The 25,012-nt window shown below is 69.0% G+C and carries 27 protein-coding genes and 3 pseudogenes; 17 read left to right on the forward strand and 13 right to left on the reverse strand.

Annotated elements, in window-relative coordinates:
- The first annotated feature begins 5 nt into the window (after nt 1–5).
- From P3T41_RS22640 to P3T41_RS22665, 6 genes are all read left to right on the forward strand, one after another.
- Nucleotides 6–221, forward strand: a complete 216-nt coding sequence (locus P3T41_RS22640) for an MbtH family protein (protein WP_280691824.1) — start codon at nt 6–8, stop codon at nt 219–221.
- A gap of 10 nt (nt 222–231) precedes the next feature.
- Nucleotides 232–1,491, forward strand: a complete 1,260-nt coding sequence (locus P3T41_RS22645; protein WP_280691825.1) for a cytochrome P450 — start codon at nt 232–234, stop codon at nt 1,489–1,491.
- Between the two features lie 30 nt (nt 1,492–1,521).
- Complete coding sequence (locus P3T41_RS22650; protein ID WP_280691826.1) at nt 1,522–2,265, forward strand: SRPBCC domain-containing protein; 744 nt, start codon at nt 1,522–1,524, stop codon at nt 2,263–2,265.
- Between the two features lie 12 nt (nt 2,266–2,277).
- On the forward strand, nt 2,278–2,478 hold the full coding sequence (locus P3T41_RS22655; RefSeq protein WP_280691827.1) for a hypothetical protein: 201 nt from the start codon (nt 2,278–2,280) through the stop codon (nt 2,476–2,478).
- A complete protein-coding gene (locus P3T41_RS22660; protein ID WP_280691828.1) occupies nt 2,472–3,251 on the forward strand; it encodes an alpha/beta fold hydrolase in 780 nt (259 codons plus the stop codon). Before P3T41_RS22655 ends, P3T41_RS22660 begins: the two co-directional genes overlap by 7 nt.
- Before the next feature lie 306 nt (nt 3,252–3,557).
- Nucleotides 3,558–3,692 (forward strand): hypothetical protein, encoded by a 135-nt coding sequence (locus P3T41_RS22665; protein WP_280691829.1) that lies wholly within the window; start codon nt 3,558–3,560, stop codon nt 3,690–3,692.
- 216 nt (nt 3,693–3,908) lie between these two features.
- Here the strand turns inward: P3T41_RS22665 and P3T41_RS22670 are convergent, their stop codons facing one another.
- From P3T41_RS22670 to P3T41_RS22680, 3 genes are all read right to left on the reverse strand, one after another.
- Nucleotides 3,909–4,796 carry a DUF1963 domain-containing protein gene (locus tag P3T41_RS22670; protein ID WP_280691830.1) on the reverse strand — a complete coding sequence of 296 codons (888 nt, stop codon included), beginning with the start codon at nt 4,794–4,796 and terminating at the stop codon, nt 3,909–3,911.
- Nucleotides 4,797–4,837: 41 nt separating this feature from the next.
- The gene (locus P3T41_RS22675) at nt 4,838–5,641 is read right to left on the reverse strand and encodes a hypothetical protein (protein ID WP_280691831.1); all 804 of its coding nucleotides are present in this window, start codon (nt 5,639–5,641) and stop codon (nt 4,838–4,840) included.
- A 71-nt stretch (nt 5,642–5,712) separates the two neighbouring features.
- Complete coding sequence (locus P3T41_RS22680; RefSeq protein WP_280691832.1) at nt 5,713–6,252, reverse strand: DUF6368 family protein; 540 nt, start codon at nt 6,250–6,252, stop codon at nt 5,713–5,715.
- A gap of 134 nt (nt 6,253–6,386) precedes the next feature.
- On the opposite strand from P3T41_RS22680, the gene P3T41_RS22685 reads away from it, so the two are divergent.
- Entirely contained in the window at nt 6,387–6,911 is a 525-nt protein-coding gene (locus P3T41_RS22685; RefSeq protein ID WP_280691833.1) for a DUF2199 domain-containing protein, read from the forward strand.
- Nucleotides 6,908–7,441 (forward strand): CbrC family protein, encoded by a 534-nt coding sequence (locus P3T41_RS22690; protein ID WP_280691834.1) that lies wholly within the window; start codon nt 6,908–6,910, stop codon nt 7,439–7,441. Before P3T41_RS22685 ends, P3T41_RS22690 begins: the two co-directional genes overlap by 4 nt.
- A 369-nt stretch (nt 7,442–7,810) precedes the next feature.
- Here P3T41_RS22690 and P3T41_RS22695 read toward each other — a convergent pair whose 3' ends face one another.
- Nucleotides 7,811–8,449, reverse strand: coding sequence for a GNAT family N-acetyltransferase (locus tag P3T41_RS22695; RefSeq protein WP_348533684.1), 639 nt, complete (start codon nt 8,447–8,449; stop codon nt 7,811–7,813).
- A gap of 265 nt (nt 8,450–8,714) precedes the next feature.
- Between P3T41_RS22695 and P3T41_RS22700 the strand changes: the two genes are divergently transcribed.
- Complete coding sequence (locus P3T41_RS22700; RefSeq protein ID WP_280691835.1) at nt 8,715–9,407, forward strand: SMI1/KNR4 family protein; 693 nt, start codon at nt 8,715–8,717, stop codon at nt 9,405–9,407.
- 137 nt (nt 9,408–9,544) lie between these two features.
- Here P3T41_RS22700 and P3T41_RS22705 read toward each other — a convergent pair whose 3' ends face one another.
- Nucleotides 9,545–9,700, reverse strand: coding sequence for a hypothetical protein (locus tag P3T41_RS22705; protein ID WP_280691836.1), 156 nt, complete (start codon nt 9,698–9,700; stop codon nt 9,545–9,547).
- Between the two features lie 1,592 nt (nt 9,701–11,292).
- On the opposite strand from P3T41_RS22705, the pseudogene P3T41_RS22710 reads away from it, so the two are divergent.
- Nucleotides 11,293–11,403, forward strand: a pseudogene (locus P3T41_RS22710) (ISAs1 family transposase); the annotation flags it as partial.
- Between the two features lie 184 nt (nt 11,404–11,587).
- Entirely contained in the window at nt 11,588–11,767 is a 180-nt protein-coding gene (locus P3T41_RS22715; RefSeq protein ID WP_280691837.1) for a hypothetical protein, read from the forward strand.
- Between the two features lie 193 nt (nt 11,768–11,960).
- Here P3T41_RS22715 and P3T41_RS22720 read toward each other — a convergent pair whose 3' ends face one another.
- Nucleotides 11,961–12,473 carry an RICIN domain-containing protein gene (locus P3T41_RS22720; protein WP_280691838.1) on the reverse strand — a complete coding sequence of 171 codons (513 nt, stop codon included), beginning with the start codon at nt 12,471–12,473 and terminating at the stop codon, nt 11,961–11,963.
- 162 nt (nt 12,474–12,635) lie between these two features.
- Between P3T41_RS22720 and P3T41_RS22725 the strand changes: the two genes are divergently transcribed.
- Complete coding sequence (locus P3T41_RS22725; protein ID WP_280691839.1) at nt 12,636–12,803, forward strand: hypothetical protein; 168 nt, start codon at nt 12,636–12,638, stop codon at nt 12,801–12,803.
- 2 nt (nt 12,804–12,805) lie between these two features.
- Here the strand turns inward: P3T41_RS22725 and P3T41_RS22730 are convergent, their stop codons facing one another.
- Both P3T41_RS22730 and P3T41_RS22735 read right to left on the reverse strand, forming a co-directional pair.
- Nucleotides 12,806–13,072, reverse strand: coding sequence for a hypothetical protein (locus P3T41_RS22730; RefSeq protein ID WP_280691840.1), 267 nt, complete (start codon nt 13,070–13,072; stop codon nt 12,806–12,808).
- 287 nt (nt 13,073–13,359) lie between these two features.
- Nucleotides 13,360–14,238, reverse strand: a complete 879-nt coding sequence (locus tag P3T41_RS22735; protein WP_280691841.1) for a helix-turn-helix transcriptional regulator — start codon at nt 14,236–14,238, stop codon at nt 13,360–13,362.
- Between the two features lie 105 nt (nt 14,239–14,343).
- Here P3T41_RS22735 and P3T41_RS22740 point away from each other — a divergent pair, with 105 nt between their 5' ends.
- From P3T41_RS22740 to P3T41_RS22760, 5 genes and pseudogenes are all read left to right on the forward strand, one after another.
- Nucleotides 14,344–15,042: an SDR family NAD(P)-dependent oxidoreductase gene (locus tag P3T41_RS22740; protein WP_280691842.1), complete on the forward strand. Its 699-nt coding sequence runs from the start codon at nt 14,344–14,346 to the stop codon at nt 15,040–15,042.
- Nucleotides 15,043–15,264: 222 nt separating this feature from the next.
- Nucleotides 15,265–15,702: a transposase gene (locus P3T41_RS22745; protein WP_280691843.1), complete on the forward strand. Its 438-nt coding sequence runs from the start codon at nt 15,265–15,267 to the stop codon at nt 15,700–15,702.
- 194 nt (nt 15,703–15,896) lie between these two features.
- Nucleotides 15,897–18,995 (forward strand): AAA family ATPase, encoded by a 3,099-nt coding sequence (locus P3T41_RS22750; RefSeq protein WP_280691844.1) that lies wholly within the window; start codon nt 15,897–15,899, stop codon nt 18,993–18,995.
- 90 nt (nt 18,996–19,085) lie between these two features.
- Nucleotides 19,086–19,986, forward strand: a pseudogene (locus P3T41_RS22755) (integrase core domain-containing protein).
- 42 nt (nt 19,987–20,028) lie between these two features.
- On the forward strand, nt 20,029–20,250 hold the full coding sequence (locus P3T41_RS22760) for a hypothetical protein (RefSeq protein ID WP_280691845.1): 222 nt from the start codon (nt 20,029–20,031) through the stop codon (nt 20,248–20,250).
- Nucleotides 20,251–20,406: 156 nt separating this feature from the next.
- Here the strand turns inward: P3T41_RS22760 and P3T41_RS22765 are convergent.
- From P3T41_RS22765 to P3T41_RS22785, 5 genes and pseudogenes are all read right to left on the reverse strand, one after another.
- Nucleotides 20,407–20,655, reverse strand: a pseudogene (locus tag P3T41_RS22765) (transposase family protein); the annotation flags it as partial.
- A gap of 448 nt (nt 20,656–21,103) precedes the next feature.
- A complete protein-coding gene (locus tag P3T41_RS22770) occupies nt 21,104–21,988 on the reverse strand; it encodes an alpha/beta fold hydrolase (protein ID WP_280691846.1) in 885 nt (294 codons plus the stop codon).
- Nucleotides 21,989–22,073: 85 nt separating this feature from the next.
- Nucleotides 22,074–22,907, reverse strand: coding sequence for an aldo/keto reductase (locus P3T41_RS22775; RefSeq protein WP_280691847.1), 834 nt, complete (start codon nt 22,905–22,907; stop codon nt 22,074–22,076).
- Between the two features lie 83 nt (nt 22,908–22,990).
- On the reverse strand, nt 22,991–23,425 hold the full coding sequence (locus tag P3T41_RS22780; RefSeq protein ID WP_280691848.1) for a DUF296 domain-containing protein: 435 nt from the start codon (nt 23,423–23,425) through the stop codon (nt 22,991–22,993).
- Nucleotides 23,426–23,985: 560 nt separating this feature from the next.
- Nucleotides 23,986–24,861: an NAD(P)H-binding protein gene (locus P3T41_RS22785; protein ID WP_280691849.1), complete on the reverse strand. Its 876-nt coding sequence runs from the start codon at nt 24,859–24,861 to the stop codon at nt 23,986–23,988.
- Nucleotides 24,862–25,012 lie beyond the last annotated feature (151 nt).

The following is a 25,012-nucleotide window of genomic DNA, read 5'->3' on the forward strand; positions in this document are numbered from 1 at the left end:
TTCCCATGACCAACCCCTTCGACGACCAGGACGGCACCTTCCTCGTGCTCGTCAACCCGGAGAACCAGCACTCGCTGTGGCCGCAGTTCGCGGACGTCCCGTCCGGCTGGACCGTCACCCACGGCCCCGACACCCACGCCGCCTGCCTGGAGCACGTCGAGCAGTCCTGGACCGACATGCGGCCCAAGAGTCTCGCCGACGCCATGGAAGCCCAGCGGTAGCGCGGCCGACGTGACCTCCACCGACACCCTGGACGAGGCCCGCGGCAGCGCGGGCCTCGCCCGGCCCGGCGACCTCGCCGCGGCGCTGCGTACGCCCGAGGCCCGCCGGGACCCGTACCCGTTCTACGCCCGCATGCGGCGCGAGAGCCCGGTCCACCGCAGCGCCGAGGGCATCTGGCACCTGACCCGCTACGCCGACGTCGAGGCGGCCCTGGGCGACCTGCGGCTGTCCAACGACCGTGACCGGATGACCCGTGCCTACGGCGCGCTCGGCGGTGACCTGAAGGCCTTCAGCCGGCTCACCGAGCGGCTCGGCCGGGTGATGACCAACACCGACCCGCCGGACCACGCCCGGCTGCGCAAGCTCGCCAACCGCGCGTTCACCGCCCGACGCGTCGAAGCCCTGCGCGAGGGCATCCAGCGGATCGTCGACCGGCTCGTCGACGAGGCGCTCGCGGCGGGCCCGGCCATGGACCTGATCGAGGCGGTCGCCTCCCCGCTGCCGCTGTCCGTCGTCTGCGAGCTCTTCGGCATCCCGCCCGAGGACCGCCCGCAGGTCAAGACCTGGTTCCGCCGCTTCGGCCGGATGAGCGAGGACATCGACAAGTCCGAGGCGGCGATCGAGCAGTACGAGGAGTACCTCGCCCGACTCGTCAGCCAACGCCGGGCCGAGCCGGGCGACGACCTGATCAGCGCCCTGGTCGCGACGCAGGCGCAGGACGACCGGCTCACCGACTCCGAGCTGCTGTCCACCTGCTTCGTCCTGATCACCGCGGGCGACGAGACCACCACCCACCTGGTCGGCAACGGCATGCTCGCTCTGCTGCGCCACCCCGACCAGTTGGCCCGGCTTCGCGACGACCGGGCGTTGATCGGTAGCGCCGTGGACGAACTGGCCCGCTACGACACGCCTACCCAGGCGATCGTCCGGGTCGTCGCGGAGGATGTCGAGATCGGCGGGCGGACCCTGCGTGCGGGCGAGCTGGTGTACCTGTTCCTCGCCGCGACCAACCGCGACCCCGAGCGCTTCGAGGACCCCGACCGGCTCGACCTGTCCCGCCCCGGCAACCGGCACCTCAGCTTCGGCAACGGTCCGCACTTCTGCCTCGGCGGCCCACTGGCCAAGCTCCAGGTGGAGGTGGCCGTCAGCACGCTGGTCCGCCGACTGCCGGAGCTGCGGCTGGCCGACGAAGCAGCCGGCGGGGAGGCCCTCGAATGGCGGCCCAACCCGCTGCAACGGCGGCTGACCGCCCTCCCGCTCACCTACTGACACCTGAACGATGACGAAGGAGAACCGACCATGACCAGAGAGTTCGAGGTCCGCAAGGAACAGGACCTGCCCGCGACGCCCGAACAGGTCTGGGCCGCGGTCGCCACCGGTGCCGGCAACCTCGGCTGGCTGTACCCCATGGAGGTCGAGCCGCGCGTCGGCGGAAAGGCCACCCGGTCCGACAGCACCGTCGTGGTGTGGGAGCCGCCGAGCCACTTCGCCGTCCGGGCGACCCTGGGCGACGAGTTCTCCAACACGCTCAGCTACCGGATCGAGCCGGTGGACAGCGGAACGAGCCACCTGCGGATGGGAATCCACTGGGTGCACGAAGGCGTCTGGGACGAGATCTGGGACACCAAGGCGGACGCGGCCGAGAAGCACGTCCACTTCTACCAGCACGGTCTCGCCGAGTACCTGCGGCACTTCGGCGGCCGCCCCGCCGTCTACGTCAAGGCCCAGCGCCCCGAACCCTCCGCCGACCCGGCCGACTTCGCCGCCCTGCGTCGCCGCCTCGGCCTCGCCGAGGACGCGGCCGTCGGAGACCGGCTCGAACTCCACGTCCCCGGCCCGGACGGCGGTCCGGAAGAGGTGGTCGTGGACTGGCTCAGCCCCGACTTCGTCGGCCTGCGGGGCCCGGACGCGCTGTACCGCTTCTTCAACGGCAGCACCTGGAACTGGCCGCTCTGGCTGGCCCACCACCTGTTCGCCGAGGACGCCGACGAGCAGCAGGCCACCAAGGCGTGGACCGCCTGGCTCAACGACAACCAAGCCTAGCTAGGACTCCCGATGGAAACCTCGATGGAAACACTGCTCTACGCCGCCGAACTCGTCGAGGAGAACGGCACCTACAAGCTCGTCTTCCAGGACGTGGTGCGGGACACCGTCCAGACCACCCCGGTCCCCAAGTCCATGGTGGACAAGCTCCCGACCTTCCTCGCGGCGCTCAGCGCCAAGCTCAACTCCGCACCGTCACGCGGCCGGTGGTAGCCGTGGGCCACCCGGCCACCCGGCCGTCAGCAGCCCGGAGCGAGGCCGCCGCCTGGTTCCGGGTGCACCGGCGCGCACAGCAGCCGAGGCTCCGACTGGTCTGCTTCCCGCACGCCGGCGGCGCCGCCAACTTCTTCGACAGCTGGCCCGCACTGCTGCCCGCCGACGTCGAGCTCCTGGCAGTCCGCTACCCGGGACGGCAGAACCGGCTCCTGGAGCCCTTCGCACCCGACCTGCCGACCCTCGCGGACGAGATCCACACCGCCCTGGAACCGTACCTAGACCGGCCGGTGGCGCTGTTCGGCCACAGCATGGGCTCGGCGGTGGCCTACGAGGTCGCCCTGCGGCTCGACGGCCGCGGCCGCACGCCCACCCGCCTGCTGGTCTCCGGCCGCGTCGCCCCGCACCGCGCCGCGCCCACCGACCTGCACACCCGTGACGACGAGTCACTGATCGCGGACGTCCGGCAGCTGGGCGGGCCCGGGGCGGAGGCCTACGACAACCCGGAGCTGCGTGAGCTGACCCTCCCGGCGCTGCGCGCCGACTACCGGCTCATCGAGACGTACCGCCCACGGCAGCCGAAACCCCTGCGCGCGCCCATCACCGCGTACGCGGGGGAGAGCGACCCCGACTGCCCGCCGGACGGTGTCCGCGCCTGGTCCGAACTGACCGTCCCCGGCGGCTTCGAGCACCGCTGGTTCCCGGGCGGACACTTCTACCTGACCCTGTCCGAGGCCGAGCTGCTCGCCGACCTCACCACCCGGCTCGCCTGACGCAGGCGGCTCGGCCGGACTGCCGGCACGGCAGCGAACCTCAGCCCGCAGCGCCCGCTGACGGCTTGACACTGACCGGCCGCGCTCCGGTGGCCACGCAACCGTCCCTCCACTTCGCTGGATCTTCAAAGACGTGGGGAGAGCCGGGAGCGGTGAGCAAGCGGGCGGGCCCGCCGACCGTCAGGTCGGCGGGCCCCGGTGGCCGGCGTCCGGCACGGCGGGTCCAGTGGGTGCTGGCGGGCGGTCTTCAACGAGTACCGATACGCAGCTTGAGCAGCGGCGATCACTTTCCGAGCCTCACAGGCATTGACCGAACAACAGATCGCCGACCTCGTGCACCAGGCCGGCAGCATGGTCGACGTCCTGCGCGACGCCAACCCCGAGACCAAGCGGCAGACTTACGCCGCCCTCGGCCCGCGCTGCGACTACAATCACGCATAACGCAAAATGCAGGTCAGGATCGCTCCAGACCTGCATTCCCTGGCCAACCATGTTGGCCAATGGGTCGTGTCCGAGGCCGGACACAGACCGTGAGCCGACGGCGATCCGGGGTGTTGGGGGAGCTGGATCTGGGTGCTCCATGGTGATCGCGGGACTGTCGATCGCGATCGAAGTCCGGGTGACTTCAATGTCAGTGTGTCATCGCATGATGGTGAGTCAGGCGCAGTCGAAGCGATGGTCAGTGGGGCGGTCGGGGCAGGTGCGACACTCGAAGATGTAGACCCCGCCGGCGTCGCCGAGCATGAGCCCCGCTGCGTCCAGGGCCGCCTTGCCGGCGTCGCCGCGGGTTTCCTGCCCGTCCACGAGTGTCCGGTCCTCCATGGGGAGCCAGGTTCGCCATGCCTCGCCGGAGTACTCCCAGCTGGCGACGGTGAGTAGGTGTTCCATGGGGTCGTCGCATGTTGGGCAGTCGGGCCAGTCGGGCTCCTGCGTCCAGCCGGGGTAGCCGCCGAGTTTGGTGCCCTCGGCGGTGGAAAGGTCGCCCCAGTAGGTCACGCCGGACTCCGCCTCCAGCTGGTCGAAGCGGTCTCGTAGCGCGTGGAGCAGGCCGAGAGGCAGGTCGTTGCGGGGGTACTCCGTGAACGGCTCCGGATGGACCACACACGGCTGGGGGACGTACCGGGGCTCGGCGTCGGTCGGTGCGGGTGGCGGGTCGATGACCGTCTCGACGCTCGCAGCGGCGCGCCAGAAGACCTGCGGCGTGGGTTCGCACTCGTCGTGCTCGAAGGGGCACCACAGCACTTGCAGCAGGTCCGTCCCGTCGGGGAACGAGAGCTTGGGTGCGTCGTGGCGGTAGATCTGGATGACGGGCACCAGCGCACTGCCGCCCGGTGACCTGGGCCCGTTCGCCGGGCCGTAATGACGATCGGTGCAGTGCGGCCATGGTTCGTTGGATGGCCATCGCAGCGGGCCGCCCACCGAACTCTCGTCCACCTCGGGAGCCCCCGGACGCGGATGCAGCCGGGTGGTCGTGCGGCGCAGCGGGACCAACTCGGGGAAGAGCTGCTCGATGTCCACGGGACGTGGCGGGGTGTGGCGGGGCATCAGGGTCCTTCAAGGTGCCGGGAAGATGGCGGGTCAGGGGGTCAGTTCAGGTCGAGGACGGGACGGGCGGAGAAGTCCTCGTACATGGATTCGCCGTCATCGCCGTGCAGGAACTCGGACATAGCCGGGTTGCGGTTTGCTGTGGCCAGGGCCAGCCATGTCACGAGGGTGCCGTAGCCGCCGCATTCTGTCTCCCCACCGTCGCCGCCGTGGACGGCGGATGGGTCGCTGGTCAGCTCCGCCTGGTAGGTGTCGTAGGCGATCCGTAGTCCGAGGACGTTGCGCTGGCGCTGCGGTCCGTCGGGGGCTTCGTAGGGGGAGCGGTCCAGCGGGCACTGGTCGCCCCAGCGGAACAGCGTGCCCGCTCCGGCGGCGCAGGCGTGCTCCCACTCGTCCGGGCTCGACAGTCGCAAGCCCCGCTCGGCGAGTAGCGCCGGCATGTTGGCGAAGGCGGTGGTGAACGCCTCGGGCTCCAACGCCACCAGCACCGTGGGGACGGTGACGGTCCGCAATGGGCTGAGCACCTCGGCCAGGTGGTCGCGCAGGTCCGTTGCGAAGCCGAACCCGCCAGCCAGTGTTTCCGTCTGGTAGCTCTCCAGCTGCTCGGGTGTCGGCTGCCACCGGTCCAGATCGAAGCCCACCGTGACGTCTCCGCCGGGGACGAGCGCGAACTGCCGGCCGCCCTGGTCGATCACCGCGCTGTGGAATGCGGCGCCGAGGTGCGTGACGGTGCGGACTTCGACCACCCGTCCACCCACCTTCCGTGCGGCCTCGTGCGCGTGACGGTTGGCGGCGTGGTGGTCGAGGGCGCGCCAGCGGTGGAAGGTGAGGTCAGCGAGTGGCATGGCCAGCAGTCTGGCATCAGGCACCGACACCCGGGTGCTGCCGGGCGGCCGTCGATCCCTTCCCGTGTGCGTTACTTGACCAGGCGGAAGTCGGGGTGTGCGGCCCAGGTCCGAAGGAGCTGCGCGGTGCCGAACGTAGTGGCGCCGAAGGCCTCGGGGAGGGTGGCAATCAGGCCTGGCAGGGTGGCCATGACCGGCAGGTTGCTCTGGTGGAACTCGACGTGGGCGACACCCCCGACGATATCCATGATCGATGCGGTCAGATGTGCCGTGACGGCATGGTCTACTTCCCGGTTGCACATCGCGATGACGTTGACGCCGTGGGTCGGAGTGAAGCCGATCAGCGGTTCGAGATCGGGGTTGTCCGCGTGCTCGGCTGTGAACGTCTCCTCATCTCCGATACCGGCCAGAGCCACCAGGAACGGCCGGCCTCCTGCCGGTGCGTCACCGTTCGCGATGGCCAACCGATCCGCGAGCACCTGGAGATCAAAATGTCCAGGGCGCTCCTCTTCGACCCGTTCGCAGATCTCGCTCAGTAGCGCACGCAGACGTACGAGGTCCTCGTCTGGGACCGCTCCTGGCAACTCGATTCCCACTACCGGTCCAGCCATGCCGGCGAGTCTACGATCACGGCCTACCCCCGGACACCCGGATTCTCGGCGCCATGTCACCGGAGCTGAGCTGCTGCTACGCCGGGCCTGGGCGAACTCGGGGCTGGCCGTCCGGGGCGCTAGGCTCCCGAACCATGTCCAGCACTGCGCATACCTTCACCTGCTCCTGTTGCCACGGCGAGCATGCTGGGCCAGCACTCTCCCATAGTGCGAAGGCCCCGGATCTGTGGCACCCGCAGTACGCCGAGGACACGGACAGCATGCTCACAGCAGACCTGTGCAGCATCAAGGGGCAGGCGCTCTTCATCCACGGACTGATCGAGATACCCGTGCGCGACACCGGCGAGATCTTCTCCTGGGGTGTCTGGTCCTCCCTCAGTGCCCCGAACTTCGCCCGAGCCGTCGAGCGCTGGCAGGACGAGGACCGTGACCAGGAGCCGGCGTACTTCGGCTGGCTCTCCACCGAACTGCCCCTCTACGGTGTCTCCACGATGATCCTGAAGACGCAGGTGCACACGCGTCCCCTGGGCAGGCGCCCCTTCATCGAGCTGGAACCCACCGACCACCCGCTGGCTGTCGAACAGCGTGAGGGCATCACCGCAGCCCGCGTCGCCGAGATCGCCGAACTGGTCCTGCGCCAAGGCAGGATCGAGCCGTGACCGCGCTGCCCACCTTCCCCTACCACCCCGATCCGCTCGCCACCGGATCGCTGCGTCCAAGCGCCGAGCCGTGCTGCTGCTGCGGACAACCCGGCGGCCTCCTCTACGTTGGACCGATGTACACCGCGCAGGAGGCGCCGGGGCGGGTCTGCCCGTGGTGCATCGCCGACGGGTCGGCGGCCCGCCGATTCGATGCGGAGTTCACGGATGCCAGCGAACTCACCGGCCTGCCCGACGATGTCGTCGAGGAGGTGTGCAGCCGCACCCCCGCCTTCAGCTCCTGGCAGCAGGGCCGCTGGCTGGCCCACTGCGCGGATGCCGCCGCGTTCCTGGGCCCGGTGGGCATCGAGGAGTTGCGCGCACACCCCGAGGCCCTGGAGATGATCCGCAGTGAATTCGCGGACCCACGCCGGAAGGAGCACTTCCTCCAGTCGTTCCTGGAGGCGCTCCACGCGGACGGCAACCCGACGGCCTACCTGTTCCGTTGCCGCGCCTGCGGCGAGCACCTCGCCTATGCGGACGGCACTTGAACGCGCTTGCCGGGAGCAGACCCGCAGGCACCGTGGTCAGGGGGGAGCCGATGGCGATAGAACTCGGATTCGGGCCGGCTCGGGCAGTTGAGATGATCAGTCCATGGAGCATTGGCGACCGCGCCGGGACGAGTTCCCGCGACCGCCGTATTCAGGGGAGCGTTCGAGACGCACATGACCGTGTGCTGCGACGCCGCCGCGCCCCACAAGCGCCCAGGAACGATCAACGATGGGTGCGGCTCCTCTGGGGGGAAGGTGGAAGCCGGGTGCCTGCCGGTTCGGGTCGCACGGGGCTCTGACATCCGACGGGGCCCGGGCGGTGGCGTTGATCGGTACGCCAGGCTTCCCGTTCGGCCCGTACCTCTGGCGTCAGGAGCGGTAGATGCACTCCGCGATCGTTGAGTGCTTCTTCCAGCCCAGGGTCTCGTACAGCGCGCGTCCGGCGTCCGTCGCGCCGAGAACGCCCGTGTCCGCACCGCGTTCCACAGCCCGGTTGGCGAGAGAGCGCATCACGAAGCCGCCCAGTCCCTTACGGCGATGGCTCTCTGCCGTGATCACCCGGTCCACCACCGCGGTCTCGCCGACTACCGCCATCTGCCCCTGGGCCGCGGGCTCGCCCGCTGCATCCAGTACGCGGACGTACACGACGTCGTCGACAGCCTGAACGGTGGCGGTGTATCCCTCGGGTGTGGCCAGCTTGGTGGCTGTCAGGTCGATGGCCATCAGGTGGCCGGTCTCTTCCCAGGCCACCACCCATCCCGGCGACAGCCAGGGCTCGACGTCCTCGGGCTCCGCGGGCATTTTCAGCCAGGTTCGTGGCGCCGCCACCGAGACGGCCGCACTGCGGACCAACGACTCATCGGTCACGGGCAGGACATGGCGCCCTACTTCGGCGGGGTTATCGGCCACCTCGATGTATAGCCCCCAGGGTTGCTCGATCGGCGGGGGTGTGCGCCGGGATATCGCCCAGCCCGCCGCCCATGTCCTGACCGTGTCCGCAAGCATCATGTCCTCCCGAACCAGTGGCGCATCAACTGATGGTAATGACCTCAATGCAGTATGGGACCTTACTCCTCATCTCTGCGTAAGTCACGCATCTGACCAGCGGCTCTTACGCCAATGCCCGGTTGGCGCCCACAGGGCAGTGAGCCAGGCCTTCGTGCCCAAGTCGGCAGTCCCCCAACTCCACCCCCCTTCCCTCCAGAGGAGCCACACCCAAATCGAATGTCGGCGACAGGCACTCATGTCCGTGCTCGCCGTCGACAGGAGAGCCGTGAACACGCAGGTGGACTGGTCCGGAGTCCGGGAACGCGTCATCGCGATGGAGGAAGCCGAACGTCGAGCCCGTGGTCGTGAGCCGTCTCGATGCCCGACATTCGAACCTGTCCTGACACCCGCCGAGATCGCGGAGGTCGAAGCACGGTTCGGCGTCACGCTCCCTGACGAGTACCGCACGTTTCTGGCGGAGGTCGGGGCCGGTGGCCCGGGCCCGGCACTGCACCTCACATCGTTGTGCCGGATCGACGGGACATGGGGATGGCTCTGGGACGGGGGGTACCACTGGCTGCTGGACCCCAGCGGGCCGTTCGTCGAAACGGAAGGCCGGGCTACTGTCAGCCCATGGAAGCAGGACCATCCCCTTGTTCGCGACCGCACTGAGCACTGCGGACTCCTGGGCGGCCGCGTCCTTCAGGAACCTGCCCTCGTAGAGCGCCTCCAGCAGTGCCGCCACGTCCTCGGCGGGCGCCCGGAGTTGAGGCGCAGCTGCTCGGTTTGCGGACCGGGTCCCGTCGACCAGCCGGATGATCCGCCAGAGCGAACCGTCCGGATCGTCGAACGGCGAGGCGATGCCGTAGATGTCCCCACCGACCTGCACCGACCCGTCCGCCCGCCGCAACGCCTGATGTTCACGCTTGACGCGCGGCAATCGGTAGGGCAGTTGGGGCTGCGGCGCTCCGTCGGCTGACAAGGGGCTCCGTTCGTGCAGCGACTGGAAGGAGCGGTGATGATATGCACGGCCTTCAGTGCACGGTACATAGCAGTCTGTTCGTTCGCCGAAGGGATGTGGCTGTGCGTCAATTGTCCAGTCGAGATGACGCTAACTCAGTCTTCGGTCGTGGCACGTAGCTTGACGGATTGCGCGGTGATCGCCGTGAAGAAGGCCTGCTCGGTGGTTTCGTCGGAGTTCACGCCGGCCCGTTCCGAATCGACGATCATGACGGTTGAGCCCAGGCGAGTGATCAGGATCTTGCTGTACATCGGGTGGCTCCGGGACGTCTCCGTCGTGGCCGTGAACTCGACCGTCGCGGAACCGTCCCCGGCATCGGAGGGAACGGGCACGGGCGTGAGGTCCCGGACCGTCTCGCCCTCGGCACCGCCAGCCTGGTCCGGAGCGCGGGTGTACGCGCGACACACCTGGATGCGAGCCCTGACATCGTCGACCGCGTTCTGCGCGGCGGCCTGATCCTGAAACGAATGGAGGAACAGGAGGACCCCGGAGAACTCGGCGTCATCGGCGAAGGTACGTGTGGCTCCCGAGATCGTCCCGTAACCCAGTTCGGTGGCTCCGATGTAGTCGATCAGTTGCCGAAAGGCCAGGCCGCCAGGGGTGAACGTTCGGGCCGGGTGGGCAGTACGTGGGACTCGGATGTGGTTCCGAGGCCGGTGTATCCGGGCTGTGGGGTTCCAGAACTCGGCTTGCCTATGTGACCGGCGACGATGCGAACCGCGTAGCGATCGGGGCAGGATCGTGTCGCTGCGCCTCGTCTATCTGATCTTCACCCGGCTGCTGAGCTGGTTCATGCTGCTCAGTCGTTCCTCGGCGTCGAAGGACGTCGAGCTGCTCGTTCTACGCCACGAGGTGGCGGTGCTTCGCAGAAGGACTCCGAAGCCGCGCCTGGACTGGGCGGACCGTGCGGTCCTTGCCGCACTGGTCCGACTGCTGCCCACGAATCTGCGTCGACACCGTCTGGTCACTCCCGGAACCATCCTGCGCTGGCATCGTCGGCTGGTCAGGAAGAAGTGGACCTATCCGAGCCGGGCCGGCCGCCCACCGGTCGACGAGACGATCGCCGCGCTCATCGAACGACTGGCCACGGAGAACGCCGCTTGGGGGTACAAGCGCATCCAGGGCGAACTGCTCAAGCTCGGCTACCGCGTCGGAGCGTCCTCCACCAGCACAGCTACAGGCGTGCGGCGAACTTCCCGTCAGGGCGTTTGTGCAGCCAGCCGCGCTCCGCGAGCTTGGTCAACCTCGCGCGCAGCGGCTCCAGTTTCCCGCGCACCTCCACCTCCAGGCCCAGTTCCTCGCCCACCGCCCTCACCTGCACCGCGCCGCCAGCGGCCCGCACGATCGACAAGATCCGCCGGTAATCACCAGGCAGCGCGCTCTCGTCCGGGCACTCGCCGCGGTGCGGAACCAGCAGCGCCGCACGCCCCGCCACCTGAGCCTTCACCGGAGCTTCCGCTACAGCCGCCTCCGCCTCGGCCCGATCCTGCTCGGCCAACCGCCGCAAGACCCGTTCGGCGATCACCAACTCATCGCGCTCCGCCTGGACTTCCCGTAACTGCTTGCCCAACTCCTCGGCGAGGGCGTCCAGCTCGCTCCGGCGAGCCGTGATCCGTTCCAGTTCAGACATCCCGCACCCTCCCCGCCACCCGGCAGCGGTCCGCATGGTGACGGATCGTAGGCGGCCTCCCGCGGCCAGCGCAGCAGAACCCGAGAGCTCCCACGACCGGCCAGTCAGACGATCTTCACCGTGGACACACCGGCCGCTGGCCAGCGTGAGCACGCCGACATCGACGCACACCAGGCCCCGTGACCTGCAACGTTCACGCTGCACACGGCTCAGTGGACCATCGAGAACCGGCTTCACCTCGTTCGCGATACCACCTTCGGCGAGGACGCCTCGAAGATCCGCACCGGCCGCGGCCCCGAGAACATGGCAACCCTGCGCGACCTGGCGATCAACACGCTCCGCCGGCACGGGCACCGCAACATCGCCGCCGGCCTCCGCCATGTCTCCTACGACCCCTTCAGTCAGCAGTCCAGAAGCTGCCTCAGCACGCCGTCCGATTCCCCGTTCAATCAACGGGGCAGCACGCCAAAGCACTCAGCACCCACGCCGTCACACCGAGAACTCACACGTGCCCCGCAAGCACAAGGAACTGCTGGTGCTGGCCGCTGAAACCACGGTGGAGGTCAGCCCGGGGCTGTTCATCGCCAACAGCCGCAGCAGGCGCGCCGACATCCCCACCGAGCGCGCCGCACGGCTCACGGAACTCGGGAGTAGCCGGCACATCCCGCGTCCCGGGGCCGGGCTGTAGCAGCGACCGGCCCCGGGACGCATACCGTGGGCTCGCCCGCTCAGCGGTGGCCAGTCCTCGGGGTAACGTCAACGAATACCGCCGAACGCCCGAACCAGCGCGCGAGGCGCCCCGGGTCGCTGCCCAGCAGGTGGGCAGCGACCCGGGGCGCTAGATGGGGCGAGCGAGCCGCGTGAGGAGCGTGGGACAGGCGTCAGGCGATCGTGAACAGCTGGTTGACGGCGCCCGTGCAGGTCCACTGGTCGATGCCGGCCCCGTCGTTGACGCCGGCGCCCCAGACGTCCAGGCACTTACCCGCGAAGGTGTGGATCTGGAATTGGCCGTTGCCAACCAGCACCTTCGTGAACTGCTGGTTGGGAGCGCCTGTGCAGGTGTACTGGTCGATGCCGGCCCCGTCGTTGACGCCGGCGCCCCAGACGTCCAGGCACTTGCCCGCGAAGGTGTGGATCTGGACCTGGCCGTTGTTGGCCGGCACGATCGTGAACTGCTGGTTAGGGAAGCCTGTGCAGGTCCACTGATCGATGCCGGCCCCGTCGTTGACGCCCGCGTCCCAGACGTCCAGGCACTTGCCCGCGAAGGTGCGGATCTGGTTGGTTCCGCTGGAGTCCGCGGGCGCCGCCATCGCGGTCGGCGCCACAGCGACGGCCGAGGCTGTGAAGGCCAGGGCGGCCAGGGCGCGAAGCGCGGTCTTGGTGGCAGAGTGCATGATCTTCTCCTTGGTTCCTGGGAGCGAATGCGTGCTGACACGGCCCCTGACGGTCCATCAGTGGCCACTCAATAGGCATGGGCATGGAACAGCCCGGCGGGGTGGGGTCCCGGCGGGTGATCCAGGGCGCTTGAGCACGTACAGCAGAACATCGGCCCTGGTATGAGCGCCACGAAGAAGCACACGACGAACTTCCGGAAGTTCGGCCGGAAGAACCGTGCGGTGATGCCGTCCGGCCGGTGGCTTCGTTCACGTGAAGTAGCAGCGATTGGTCAGTGGTTCGGGCAGCAGTTGGCGATCTTGGGTGCTGCGGATGTTCACCAGAAATGACGTCACCGACGACCCGCAGCTTCGCCGGATTCCTTCGCCTGGACCTCGTGCTCGGGCCGTGCGGGCGGCTCGGGGACCGGAGGCTGCGGGGTGTCCTCGTCGGGTAGGGCGAGGATGGTCTTGCGGGTGATGCGCAGGTGCTCCAGTTCCTGCTCGACCTCGCCCAGCCGGGCGGAGAGCTCGGCGATCTGCTCGCGCAGCCGCTCGGCACCGGCGACGACCTGCTCTTCGTGGGTGGCCAAGCGGGCGAGTAGGGGTTCCAGGTTCACGCGCCCACCACCTGCGGGTCCCGCCAGGGCGGCGGAGACTGGCGGTGGGTCAGCCTCCGGGACATCACGTCGATCATCGCCCAGTGCACCCGGCAGACGGAGGAGGAAGGCGAGCTGACGAGGGTCAGGCCGTGTTCGACGGGTCCGGCGATCGGCCAACGGCGTCTCGTCGCGCCGTGCCCCACGGCCGACCCCCGCCGTGGAGTTGGCCGCTTGAAAGGTTCCCCACGACGCGAAGCGATTGGCAGGGGACCGTGAGCCGCCGGTCGGCCGACGCGCGGCGCGGATCAGTTGCGCGTGCCGGCCGGTGGGCCGACGACGGTGGTGAGCTGGAGTTTGGTCTCGTCCTCGCTGCCCGGCGCGGCGGTCATGATGACGATCTTGAGCTCGGTGTCGCCGTCGGTCAGGACATCGCAGTCCACCGTGACCGGGCCCACCGACGGGTGGTCGACCGTCTTGCGGACCTCGCGGTTCGCGGTCACCTCTCCCTTCGCCCACAGCTCGGCAAACCTCTCGCTGCCTGCGTTCAGGTCGCGGACCAGCGCGGCCAGGCGACTGTCCCGAGGGAAGCGGCCGGTGGCGCGGCGCAGGTCGGAGACGAGGGCGGCGTCGGTGGTGTCGGGGTCCGTATCGGTGACCGGCCACCGCACGAGGGGGGTGTGATCGGCGCCCAGCGGGAACCTGTCGCGGGCGAAGTTGCGGATCCGCGGCGGCGAGGCCAAGGGGTCGCCCAGCAGGGCGGCCCACCCGTGGTTCCACCACACCAGTTGCCAGTCCGCCGCGAACACGGCAACCGGTACGTCTCCGAGGCGGACGAGCACTCGTTGCATACCGGGCGGGAGATGGTCGCAGATCGTGCCGTCCGCGGGCGGCACGATCTGGGCCAGGCGGTAGAGGTGGTCCCGCTCGGCGGTGGACAGCTGGAGGGCGCGCGCCAGGGACGCCACCACCGACGCCGAGGGTGTCGTGGCCCGCCCCTGCTCCAGACGCACGACGTAGTCGACCGACACTCCGGCCAGGTCGGCCAGTTCCTCGCGCCGCAGCCCGACAGCCCGGCGCTTGCGGACGACCGGCAGCCCGGCGGCCGACGGGGGAAGCCGGTTCCGCCACGTGCGGATCGCCGCGCCCAGTCCGGCCCCAGGGGGTGTCGTCGTCATGCACTTCATCCTCCTGCATCCCCGATCACCTGCGGGGGCGCGAGGGTGGTACTGGTCTTCCCACCGTCGAAGCGTCTCTGGTTCGGCTCCCTCGTCCAGGCAACCATCGAAGGCATGACGATCACTTTCATCACCGGAGCCAACAAGGGCATCGGCCGCGAGACCGCTCGCCGCCTCATCGCGTGCGGTCACACCGTTCTCCTGGGAGCCCGCGACCGTGAGCGGGGTGAGGAGGCCGCCGCCGCGCTGGGCGCACGCTTCGTCCCCATCGACGTGACCGACGACGCGTCCGTGGCCGCCGCCGCCGCGGACGTCGCCGAGCACGAGGGCAGGATCGACGTCCTGATCAACAACGCGGGGGTACAGGGACCCTTCGGTGATCCCGGCGACCTCACCGCCGCCGACGCCCGCGCCGTCCTCGACGTCAACGTCATCGGCGTCGTCCGCACCACCACCGCGTTCCTGCCACTGCTGCGCCGCTCGGACGACCCCGTGATCATCAACGTCAGCAGCGGCATGGGCTCCCTCGCCTTCACCCACGACCCCGGCCGGTCCGAGTCGCACGTCGTCGCGCCGCTGTACGCCTCCTCGAAGGCGGCGCTGACGATGTTGACCACGCAGTACGCCAAGGGGCTCAAGGGCATTCGCGTCAACGCCGCCGACCCCGGCTACACCGCGACCGACATAAACGGTCACAGCGGCTCCCAGACCCTCACCGAGGGCACGGACGCGATCGTCGCCCTTGCCACCGAGGAGCCCGTCGCCGGCACCGGACGCTTCATCGACCGCCATGGCGAGATCGCCTGGTCCTGACACCGGCGGGGCCGGTTCGCGCTGAGCCACAGGTGGGCGGGCATCACCCGGGCGTGGCTGATGGAGTTCGGGTCGCTGACCTGCTCTTCCCGGGTGTCGGGGTGGAGATCGAATCTGACGTCCCGACACGCTCGCCGAACGACCGGCCTCACCGCTCAACTCACCGATATCGCACTGTTCCTAGGAGGACGGGCCGGAGCCCGGCTCTCGGGACGCCTGGCCATGACCACCTGCAGGGACACCCTGGCCCCGCTTCCTCGCTCGACCGTGCGCCGCGTCACGGACTGGATCATGCGCCGACCCGACCGGCTCGGCGACACCGAACGCAAGTGCCTTGAGGAGCTGTGCGAGCGCAGCCCCGCGCTGGCCACGACCACTGAGTACGCCCGGCGGCTGGCCACCATGGTGCGCGAGCGCCGCAGCGAGCATCTGGCCCTCGACGTCTGGCTCGCCGATGTCCGCCTCGACGGACAACAAGAACTCCGCTCGCTGGCTGGCGGGATCCGACGCGACCGCGCAGCCGTCCTCGCCGCCCTGACCACCACCCTCACCTCAGGAGCGGTGGAGGGCAACGTGACCAGGGTCAAGCTGCTGAAGAGACAGACGTACGGCCGGGCCAACTTTGACCTCCTGCGACGCCGCATCCTCCTGTCACCGTGATCAACAAGGAGGCACCCCTCAAACAGCGACAGAGCCCAGGAGTTGAGCCAGAACCACAACTCGTGAAAAGCCAGGCCGGTAAGCTCCCATTCGATTACCGGTGAGTAGGATTCGGTGTGCGGCGCATTGCGGGGGTTCCTGGCGGGGTCCTCCGTCCGGACGCCTTGGAGGCTTGGGAAGTGGGGGGTGGGCGGGTGACGACGTTCGGCGAGATGTTGCTGGAGTTGCGCCGGGTCGCGGGGCTGACGCAGGAGGAGCTCGCCGAGGCCGCCGGGCTGGCCGCCCGGTCGATCCAGGATCTGGAGCGCGGGCGGCGGGAGCGCCCGCAGCACCGCACGGTGCAGCGGCTGGTGTCGGCGCTGGGGCTCACGGACGCCGACGCGGCCGCGCTGCTGGGGGCCGGCCGCTCGGGCAAGCGAACGGGCCGGAGCACCGATGACATTGCGAGGGGTTCCGGGCTGCTCGATCGCCAGGGCCAGTTGGCGGTGCTGGAGCGTGCGGCCGCTGAGGCCCGGGCGGGCCGGGGCGCCGTGGTACTGGTCCGGGCGGGCGCGGGGATGGGGAAGACCGCGCTGCTGCATGCTTGGGCGGCTGTCCAGCACCCGCGGGAGATGCGGGTGGCGTCCGCGAGTGGGGCGGAACTGGAGCAGGACTTTGCCTTCTCGGTGCTGCGGCAGCTGGTCGAGCCCTTGCTGGCCCGGGCCGGTCATGCCGGGCGGGAGCGGCTGCTGTCGGGGCCGGCGCAGTTGGCGTCGCACGCTCTCGGCGCGCAGGGGGCCGGCGGGGCCGGGGGGTTGTTACCCGAGGCGTCGCTGGGGCTTCTGCACAGTCTGCACTGGCTGATGGTGCATGTCACTGATGACGGGCCGCTCGCCTTGGTGGTCGACGACGCGCACTGGGCGGACCTCCCCTCGCTGCGGTGGCTGGAGTACCTGGCGCGGCGTCTGCACGGTCTGCCGCTGCTGCTGGTGCTGGCGGGCCGGCCCGACTCGGGGCCCCAGGCCGGAGCGCTGCTGGAGCAGATCGCCCGGCAGCCGTACTGCCTGCCGGTCGAGCTGCCGGCACTGGGGGCTGACAGCGTGGCCCATCTGGTGCGGGCGAGCCTGGGGCCTGCCGAACCCGGGTTCACCACTGCCTGTGCGGATGCGGCCCAGGGCAACCCGCTGCTCCTGCGCGAGTTGCTGCGGACCCTGGCGGACGGCGAAGTCAGCCCCTCCGACGATCAGGCACACCTGGTGGAGGAGTTCCGCGGCCGGATCCTGGCCGGCACCGTCGTCCAGCGCCTGACCGGCCAGCCGGAGCCCGTCCTGCGCCTGGTCCGCGCCCTGGCAGTGCTCGGAGACGGGGCCGCCTGGCCCGTCGCGGCCCAGCTGGCGGGACTGGGGGAGGCGCAGGCCCGCCAACTCGGGCGCCGACTGCAGCGCACCGGTGTGCTGGCGCCCGGTCAGGCGGCACGGTTCGACCACCCTCTGGTCCGCGCGGCGGTCGCCGAAGCCGTCCTGGAACCGGCGGGACTGGCCGCAGAACATGCTCGGGCAGCCGAACTGCTCCGGTGCGACGGCGCCGCCGACGATCTGGTGGCAGCCCACCTCCTGCTGACCGAACCGGCCGGTGAAGCCTGGCGCGTGGCCGCCTTGAGGCAGGCAGCGCGGACAACACGCGACCGAGGGGCCCCGGAAACCACCGTGACCTACCTGCGCCGGGCCCTGCGCGAGCCCGTGTGCGCCCAAGAGCGCGGTCCGCTGCTGCTGGAGCTGGGCAAGGACGAGCTGCAAGTCGATGCCGCAGCGGCCAGGCACCACCTGGCCCAGGCCGCGGCCGCGCTGGCCGACCCCTACTCCCGGGCCGAGGCAGCCTACCGGCTCGGTACCTCCCTGTTCCTGGGGCATCAGCACCACAGCGCCGTCGACGTCCTGGCTCGGGCGGTGGAGGACCTGCGGCACACGGACGACGGCACCGGCCTTGCGCGCGAGGTGTCATGGTTCCTGCAGGCGCAGATGGTGCTGATCGGCTACGACCAGCTGTCCACCCTCCCCGCCGCCCGACAGCACGCCCAACGGCTGTGGGAGTACAAGCTGGCCGGCGACACCCCCGGTGAGTGCGCGGTCCTGGCTGCCCTGTCCGCCTCGGCCGTCACCGGGTACGCCAGCGCCCAGGTCACCAACGACCTCTTGGACCGGGCCTTGCGGGGCGGGCTGGCGGGAATCGACGCCTCGCAGATCCTCGTGAGCCTGGCCGGGCTGGCCTTCGTGGCCACCGACCGCCTCGACGACGCGGCCGCGCAATTCGGCCAGATTGCCGACGTGGGCGGTCGGTTCGGCTCCTTCCTGATGGTCTCGGCCGCCATGACCTGGCACCTGCTTGTCCACACCCGCCGAGGTCAACAGCTTCCCCTCACCGCCGATTTCGGGCACCCCGGCACAACGAGCGTAGAGGGCATGGAGTCGGTCCAGCTGGCGATGACTGCCCTACTGGGCGAGTCACTGCTGGAGCGCAGTGACCTGCCCTCGGCGACGGCCGTGCTCGCGCCGGACGCCGGCCACGACAAGGCGGGCTGGGCCTGGCAGGGCCTGGCGCACCTGGCCCGCGCCCGCCTGCACGAGGCGCGCGGCAACCTTGCCGCCGCCCTCGCGGTCCTGCTCGAATACGGCGCGCAGGAGAAGCGCGCACAGGTGGCGAACCTGGCCATGACGCCCTGGCGGTCCCGGGCAGCAGCGCTGCACCTGGCCCTCGGACAGCGCACCGACGCACTCCAACTGGCCACCGAAGAGCTGGAACTGGCACACCGGTGGGGCACCGAACGAGCGATCGGCGTGGCCTCACGAAGCCTCGGCGCCGTCCAGGGCGGCCGGGAAGGACAGGCGCTCCTGCGCGACGCCGTGGACCTGCTCAAGCGCTCCCCCGCACGCCTCGAACTCGCCCGCGCCCAGTACGACCTGGCGACCGCCCTGACCCACACCGGTGAAACCGACCAGGCCCGCCAGATCCTCAGCCAGGCACTCGACCTCGCGGACACCTGCGGCAGCACCCTGCTGGCCGGACAGGCACGCAGCGCACTGACCGCACTCGGCGAACACCCGAAACCGGCACCGGCCCCAATTCCGAGACTCTCCCTGACCGAGCACCGGCTGCTGGAGCTCATCCGCGCCGGCCACACCGACCGCCAGGTCGCCCAGGCCCTGCTCCTGACCCCCCAGGAGGCAACCAGCATGGCCAAGCAAATCAGCCGCAAACTGGGGATGACCAGCAGAGCGGAGCTGACACACCCCGCACAGACCGACCACCCTTGTTGAGCACCACTCAAGAGAGGCCGTCAAAGAACAACACGGTGGTCTGGGTTCGCTCCGGAGGACCGGGTCTTCCTCGCTGCGCTCCTCGCCCCGCTGCCGCGCGATGTCCTGCGGCGACTGCGGCTGTTGGTCCAACCGGACACCGTGCTGCGCTGGCACCGCGACCTGATGAAGCAGCGTCACGCTCGCGCCTGCCGGCCGAAGCGACCAGGGCGCCCGCCCACCGTCCGCTCGATCCGCGTGCTGGTCCTGCGCTTGGTTCGGGAGAACCCGGCGTGGGGGTACCGGCGTGTGCACGGCGAACTCGCCACCCTGGGCATCAAGATCGCCGCGTCCACCGTCTGGGAGATGCTCAAAGCCGAGGGCCTTTACCCGGCACCCGACCGCAGCGCCACCACCTGGGCCGACTCCCTGCGCTCCCAAGCCGACGCCATCCTGGCGTGCGACTGCATCGAGACCGTCACCCTGACCGGCCAACGCCAGTACATCCTCGCGGTCATCGAGCACGCCACCCGCCGCGTCCTCACACTGGGCACCACCGCGCATCCCACCGCCCACTGGGTCGTCCAGGCCGCCCGGAACCTGGCCATGGACCTCGAGGACACCGGAGTCACCGTCAGCTACCTGATCCGCGACCGGGACGCGAAGTTCCCGGCGCTCTTCGACCAGATCCTGGGCGATGCCGGCATCCAGGTCGTGTTCTCCGGCATCCGCATTGCCGCGGATGAACTCCGTCATGGAGCGCTGGGTGCAGACCTGCCGCCATGAGCTGCTGGATCGGACCTTGATCTGGAACGAGCGCCACCTACGCCACGCGCTGCGCGAGTTCGAGCACCACCACAATGCGCACCGGCCCCATCAGGCCATGAACCAGGCGGCGCCCCTACGCGCGGTCCCCGAACCGATCACCGATCCCAGGCGAATCGCCCGCCTGGACATACGCCGCCACGACCGACTCGGCGGAGTGATCCACGAGTACCGGCATGCCGCCTGACCTGGCCGGATGACGTATTCGGCAGGCGCAGGGTTGGTCGTGATGTCGAAGATGCTGGCAAACGGCGACCGGGCCGTCACGCTCACCAACGAGACCACCGCGACGCAGGCCGTCAGCACCACCGCCTCCGCCGTGGGAATCGGAGGTGCCTCCTCCTACACGCTCGAAGACCTGGCTACCTGGCACAACAGCACCAGCAGCGGCAGCATCAGCGCCTCCGTGCCGGCCCACGGCACCGCGACGTACAGGGTCAGCCGCACCTGAGGCAGCACCGTCCCGTCGGCCCGCGAAGCCAACGCCGTACCACCCGATCACCCTCACGGCCCGCACGCAGCCAAACGGACGCACACCCCGCGCTAAAGGCTGTCTCGTAACTTGGCCGGCGATGCGAGGGCATGCGCCCGCCGGGCGCCTGCCTTCTCAGTCGGCGAGGGCGAGGTTGTGCATGCGGGCGATGCCGCTGGCGGCCCAGTAGACGGCCTGGCCCTTGCGGCGGCAGGCGCGGAGGATCTTCCAGTTCTTCCTGCGGGAGATGGCATGTTCGACGCGGGCTCGCACTCGGCGGTGGGAGCGGTTGTCGTCCTTCTGCCAGTCAGCCGGCTCCTGGCCTGGCCGGCGGCGGTGCGGGATGAGCGTGCCGGTGCCGCGATAGGCGCCGTCCGCGAGCACAACGGCGTTGCCGCAACTGGGCCGGGCGCAGCCCGGTGAACACCTCGATCAGCTCACGACGCTCCGCCGACAGCACCTGCACACCCAGACCAACGCGGCCCGGCCTACAGAGTTAAGAGACAGCCTTTGGTCTCTCCTGTGAGGTACGAGTCAAGAGGCTCGGTACTTGATGTTCGACGACGTCAACGCCCCGAGCTACACCGGAGGCCCTGTCTTCATGCGCGCCGCCACCACAGTCACCCGAACGAAAACCCGCCCATATCCCATGTTCGGAAAGCAGTTCCCGCAAGGGCAGCGAGGACGCCGACCACGATCGCGGGCCGGGAGCAGGCCGCGATCGAGTAAGAACGACCCCGCTCCAATTCGCGAAGACAGTCACTGCCACGGCGATCGGGACGGGTGAGAGTTCTTTGTGGGCCTCCTCGGCTCGCCGGAGACCAAGCTGGTGTCAGGATGGTGTCTGGGTATGGGATAGCAGCCAGTCCAGGAGCAGCTCGTTGAGTTGCTCTGGGGCGTCGAGCGGGATCCAGTGGCTTGCGTCGGCAATCACTTCGTGTCGCCACGGTCCGCTGACGAAGTCACCTGACTGCGCCATCCGCTCGCCGTCCAGGTGGTGATCGCCGGTCGACCAGACTCCCATAGTGGGTGCTTTGACCGGCGGCAGTTGTGGAGCGGGGCCCGGCAGGCGCGGGGGAAGATTGGCTCGGGCCCAGTTCAGCGAGGCGGTTAGCGCTCCCGGTCGGGACAGGTCGGCGATGGCTCGATCGAGATCGCCATGGTTGCGGGTGAACCACCGGAGCCAGGCCCAGTTATCTGCCTGGATTGTTGCCTCGGCTATGCCTTCGAACTGGAAGAAGAGTTGGTACCAGAACAGCTCGGACTGCCGCAGCGTGTACGGCGCCAGCGGGTGCGGCACCGACAATGCTGTGAGCGTTCGCACCCGCTCAGGGTGCTTTATCGCGAGCGACCATGCGACGGTGGCGCCCCAGTCGTGCCCCACGACGTGCGCGGTCGGCACGTCGTGGGCGTCGAGCAGCGCAACCATGTCTTCCGTGGGCCGGGCTATCAGGTAATCCTCGACTTCCGTCGGCCGGCTCGATCGGCCGAAGCCACGCTGGTCCGGCACGATCACCCGGAATCCCGCCTGAACGAGGGCCGGGATCTGCCGATTCCACAAGACTCCCGAGTCGGGCCAGCCGTGGATCAGCAGCACAGGAGTCTGATATCGCTGCTCTCCGACGTACTCCGCGACGTACAGTTCGACGGAGCCGGAGGAGACGATCCCGCTGGTCTCTCGATAGGGTTCCCGCCCGGTCAGGCCTCCGTCGTTCATACCGGTACCTCCAGGGTTCCGCAGAGTCTCGTGGATCGATGCTGCTGCCTGGCCAGGTCGGGCGCCATCCGACCGCGATGGTGGGTCAGGGGATGTAATTGAGGGTGTCCGGGTCGGGCCCGGTGCGCGCGTCCCGGTTCAGTCCGGTGATCATGGCCACGTCCTGTCCTGTGAGCTCGAAGTCGAACAGGGAGAAGTTCTCCTTCACCCGCGAGAGCGTGACGGACTTCGGGAAGACGATGTTGCCTCGCTGGATGTGCCAGCGCAGGACGACCTGCGCGGGCGAGCGCCCGATACGGTCCGCGATGGCGTTCACCGTCGAGTCGTCGAGCAGGCGGCCCTGGGCGATCGGGGACCATGCCTCTGTGGCGATTCCGTGCTCGGCGTTGAAGGCGCGCACCGACTCCTGCGTGAGGTAGGGATGCAGCTCGATCTGGTTGACCGCCGGGACTGTCTCGGTTTGATCGATCAGTTTCCGCACGTGGTGGGGGTTGAAGTTGGAGACGCCGATCGCCTTGGCCCGGCCCGATCGGTAGATCTCTTCCAGGGCTCGCCAGGTCTCGACGTAGTCGCCCCGGTCGGGCGTCGGCCAGTGGATCAGGAAGAGGTCCAGGTAGTCGAACCCGAGGTCGTCGAGCGTGCGGTCAAAGGCAACCAGTGCGTCCGCGGGTGCGTGGGCGTCGTTGTCGAGCTTGCTGGTCACGAACACGTCCTCGCGTGCGAGGCCGGACTCGCGCACCGCCTGGCCGACCTCTTTTTCATTGCGGTACAACTGCGCTGTGTCGAGGTGCCGGTATCCGACCTCGAGGGCGTGCAGTGCGGCCTCGACGGTGTCCTCGGGCTTGATCTTGAAAACGCAGAACCCGAGCTGCGGAATCCGCACTCCGTTGTTCAGCGTGATGTCCGGAACTCTGGTCACGGCCCTGCTCCTTCGCATAGTCCGAGATCACTGGCGTCAGGTCCGCTGGCGTGGTGTAAGGCCGCCCGCTCCGGATGGAACGGTCAACTGGGCAGGACTCGCGTGTCGTTCAGACGTCCTCGCTCTGCCGGGCCGTCCGGAGCGGACGCGAAAACGATCTCCTCGCCCGCGGGCACCGCGACGTGATGTTCGGATGGGATCACGTAGGCGCGAGCAAAGGACGTCCCGAGGTAGGCCCGGTGAAGGTGCCCGCCGATCGTCCGGTCCCCTTGAACAGCCATCACGGCATGGATGTGCGGCCTGCCGGCGACGAACTCCCCGGTAGCCGTCATCTCCGCCGGAAGCGCGTATTCGGAATAGGTGTGTGCGGTTGCGTCGGCGGCAGGATTGGTGGAAACGGTGAAGCTGTCGATGGCCCCGATCAGGGCAACGATGGCGGCGTTGGTGATACCGAGCTCGGCGGCTTGCTGCGTGAGCGAGTCCATCAGCTCGGCGTGCCGGACTTCCAGAACGTACATAACCTTGAGCTCTTCAGTAACCTCGGCCAGCGGACGGCGGATTGCCGAGCCAGGGGTGGGCAAGAAGACTCGAATATGTCGACGGCGACGACGCCCTCCGCGGGCGTGCGTCTCGGTCTGGAGTCCCTGCTCCACTCGCGTCCGAATCAATTTTCGAAGACGTTTCAGATCCCCCGAACAGTTATGTTGTAGATACACTACTTCCCTTGATTCGCAGCTGCAACAGGTACGACCCGTTGCGACTCGGTGCATGCTGTCGCTGCCAATACGAATGCCCTGCGCCTCTACGAATCTCTTGGATTCCGCGCCCGTCGGCCCATCGCCTTCACGGTCGCCAAGCCGCCGCAGCAGGCCCTGGTCGCCTGACCATGGCCCCGCACCTCGGCCCGGCGATCAGGGTGCGGGCACATCGTCCGAGCTGCTGCTGCTCGCCAGGCGGCGCCGGCCGCCGGTGTCCGCGTCCGATCGTGCGGGCCGGGCACCGCGTTCATTGCTCCGTGCGGATCGATTTCCCGTCTGTCCTCGCCAGGATTGCGAAGCTGCCTGGTCCAGCCGCTGTTCTAGTGCGCGGGTTCGTCGAAGTATTGCTTGTTGCGTTCGATGAAGGCGGCGACGCTGAGCGGGTCGCGGCCGGTGAGCGTGCGGACGACGTCGTTGGTTCCGGCGAAGATCCCGTTGCGGTAGTCGACGGCGACGTTGGTCAGGTGCTGGATCTGGTGGGCGCCCATGCCACGGTGTTCTAGCTGGGAGCGGAACTCGTCGATCTCGATGGGCACGTACGTGATCTGTCGTCCCAGGGTCTGGGTCATGATTTCGGCCATCTGGCAGTGGTCGAGCTCAGTCGGCCCGCAGAGCGGGTAGGTCATCCCGGCGTGGCGCTGGGGGTCTTCGAGAAGGGCGGCGATCACGCGTCCCTGGTCTTCGCCGGCGATGGGGGCGTGGTGTGCCTTGGCGAACGGCAACCGAAGCTCACCGCTTTTCGGGTCCCAGAAGGTGAGGAGCCATTCGGCGAAGAAGGTGGGCCTGATGTGGGTGACGGCCCCGTTGAAGTGGTCCAGCATGCGTTCGGCGATCCAGTGCTGCCGGGCGGAGTTGCTCACCGCGTCGCGCCGGGCCGAGATCTGCGACATGTTGACCAGTGCGCCGACCCGGTTCTCCTCGGCGGCCTGCAGCATGATGGCGGAGGCTTCCATCAGCCCCGGGCGGATCGGGTAGGCGAAATAGACTCCGTCGATTCCCGCAGCCGCCCGCACCACGGCGTCCAGGTCCAGCATGTCCCCGACGACGATCTCGGCGCCGGCCTCGGCGAGCTGGTCGGAGCGCTCGTCTTTGCGGTGGACCAGGGTGCGTACGCGGTGGCCGTGCTCGAGCAGCGTGGTGGCGGCGCCTGCGCCGGTCTTGCCGGTGGCGCCGGTGATGAGGAAATGGCTTGTCATGACGGGGACCCTTCTTTTGGACATGGGGCGCCCTGGCGGGCCGCCCGGTAGAGGAATGTGCCGACGGTGGTGGTCGGTTCGGGCACGGTCTCGACCGCAGCTAAGACGCGGGGCGGATTATCGAGCCTGCCGTGTGCCCGGCTGCAGTTGT

Source organism: Kitasatospora sp. GAS204B (assembly GCF_029892155.1).
Taxonomy (GTDB): Bacteria; Actinomycetota; Actinomycetes; order Streptomycetales; family Streptomycetaceae; genus Kitasatospora.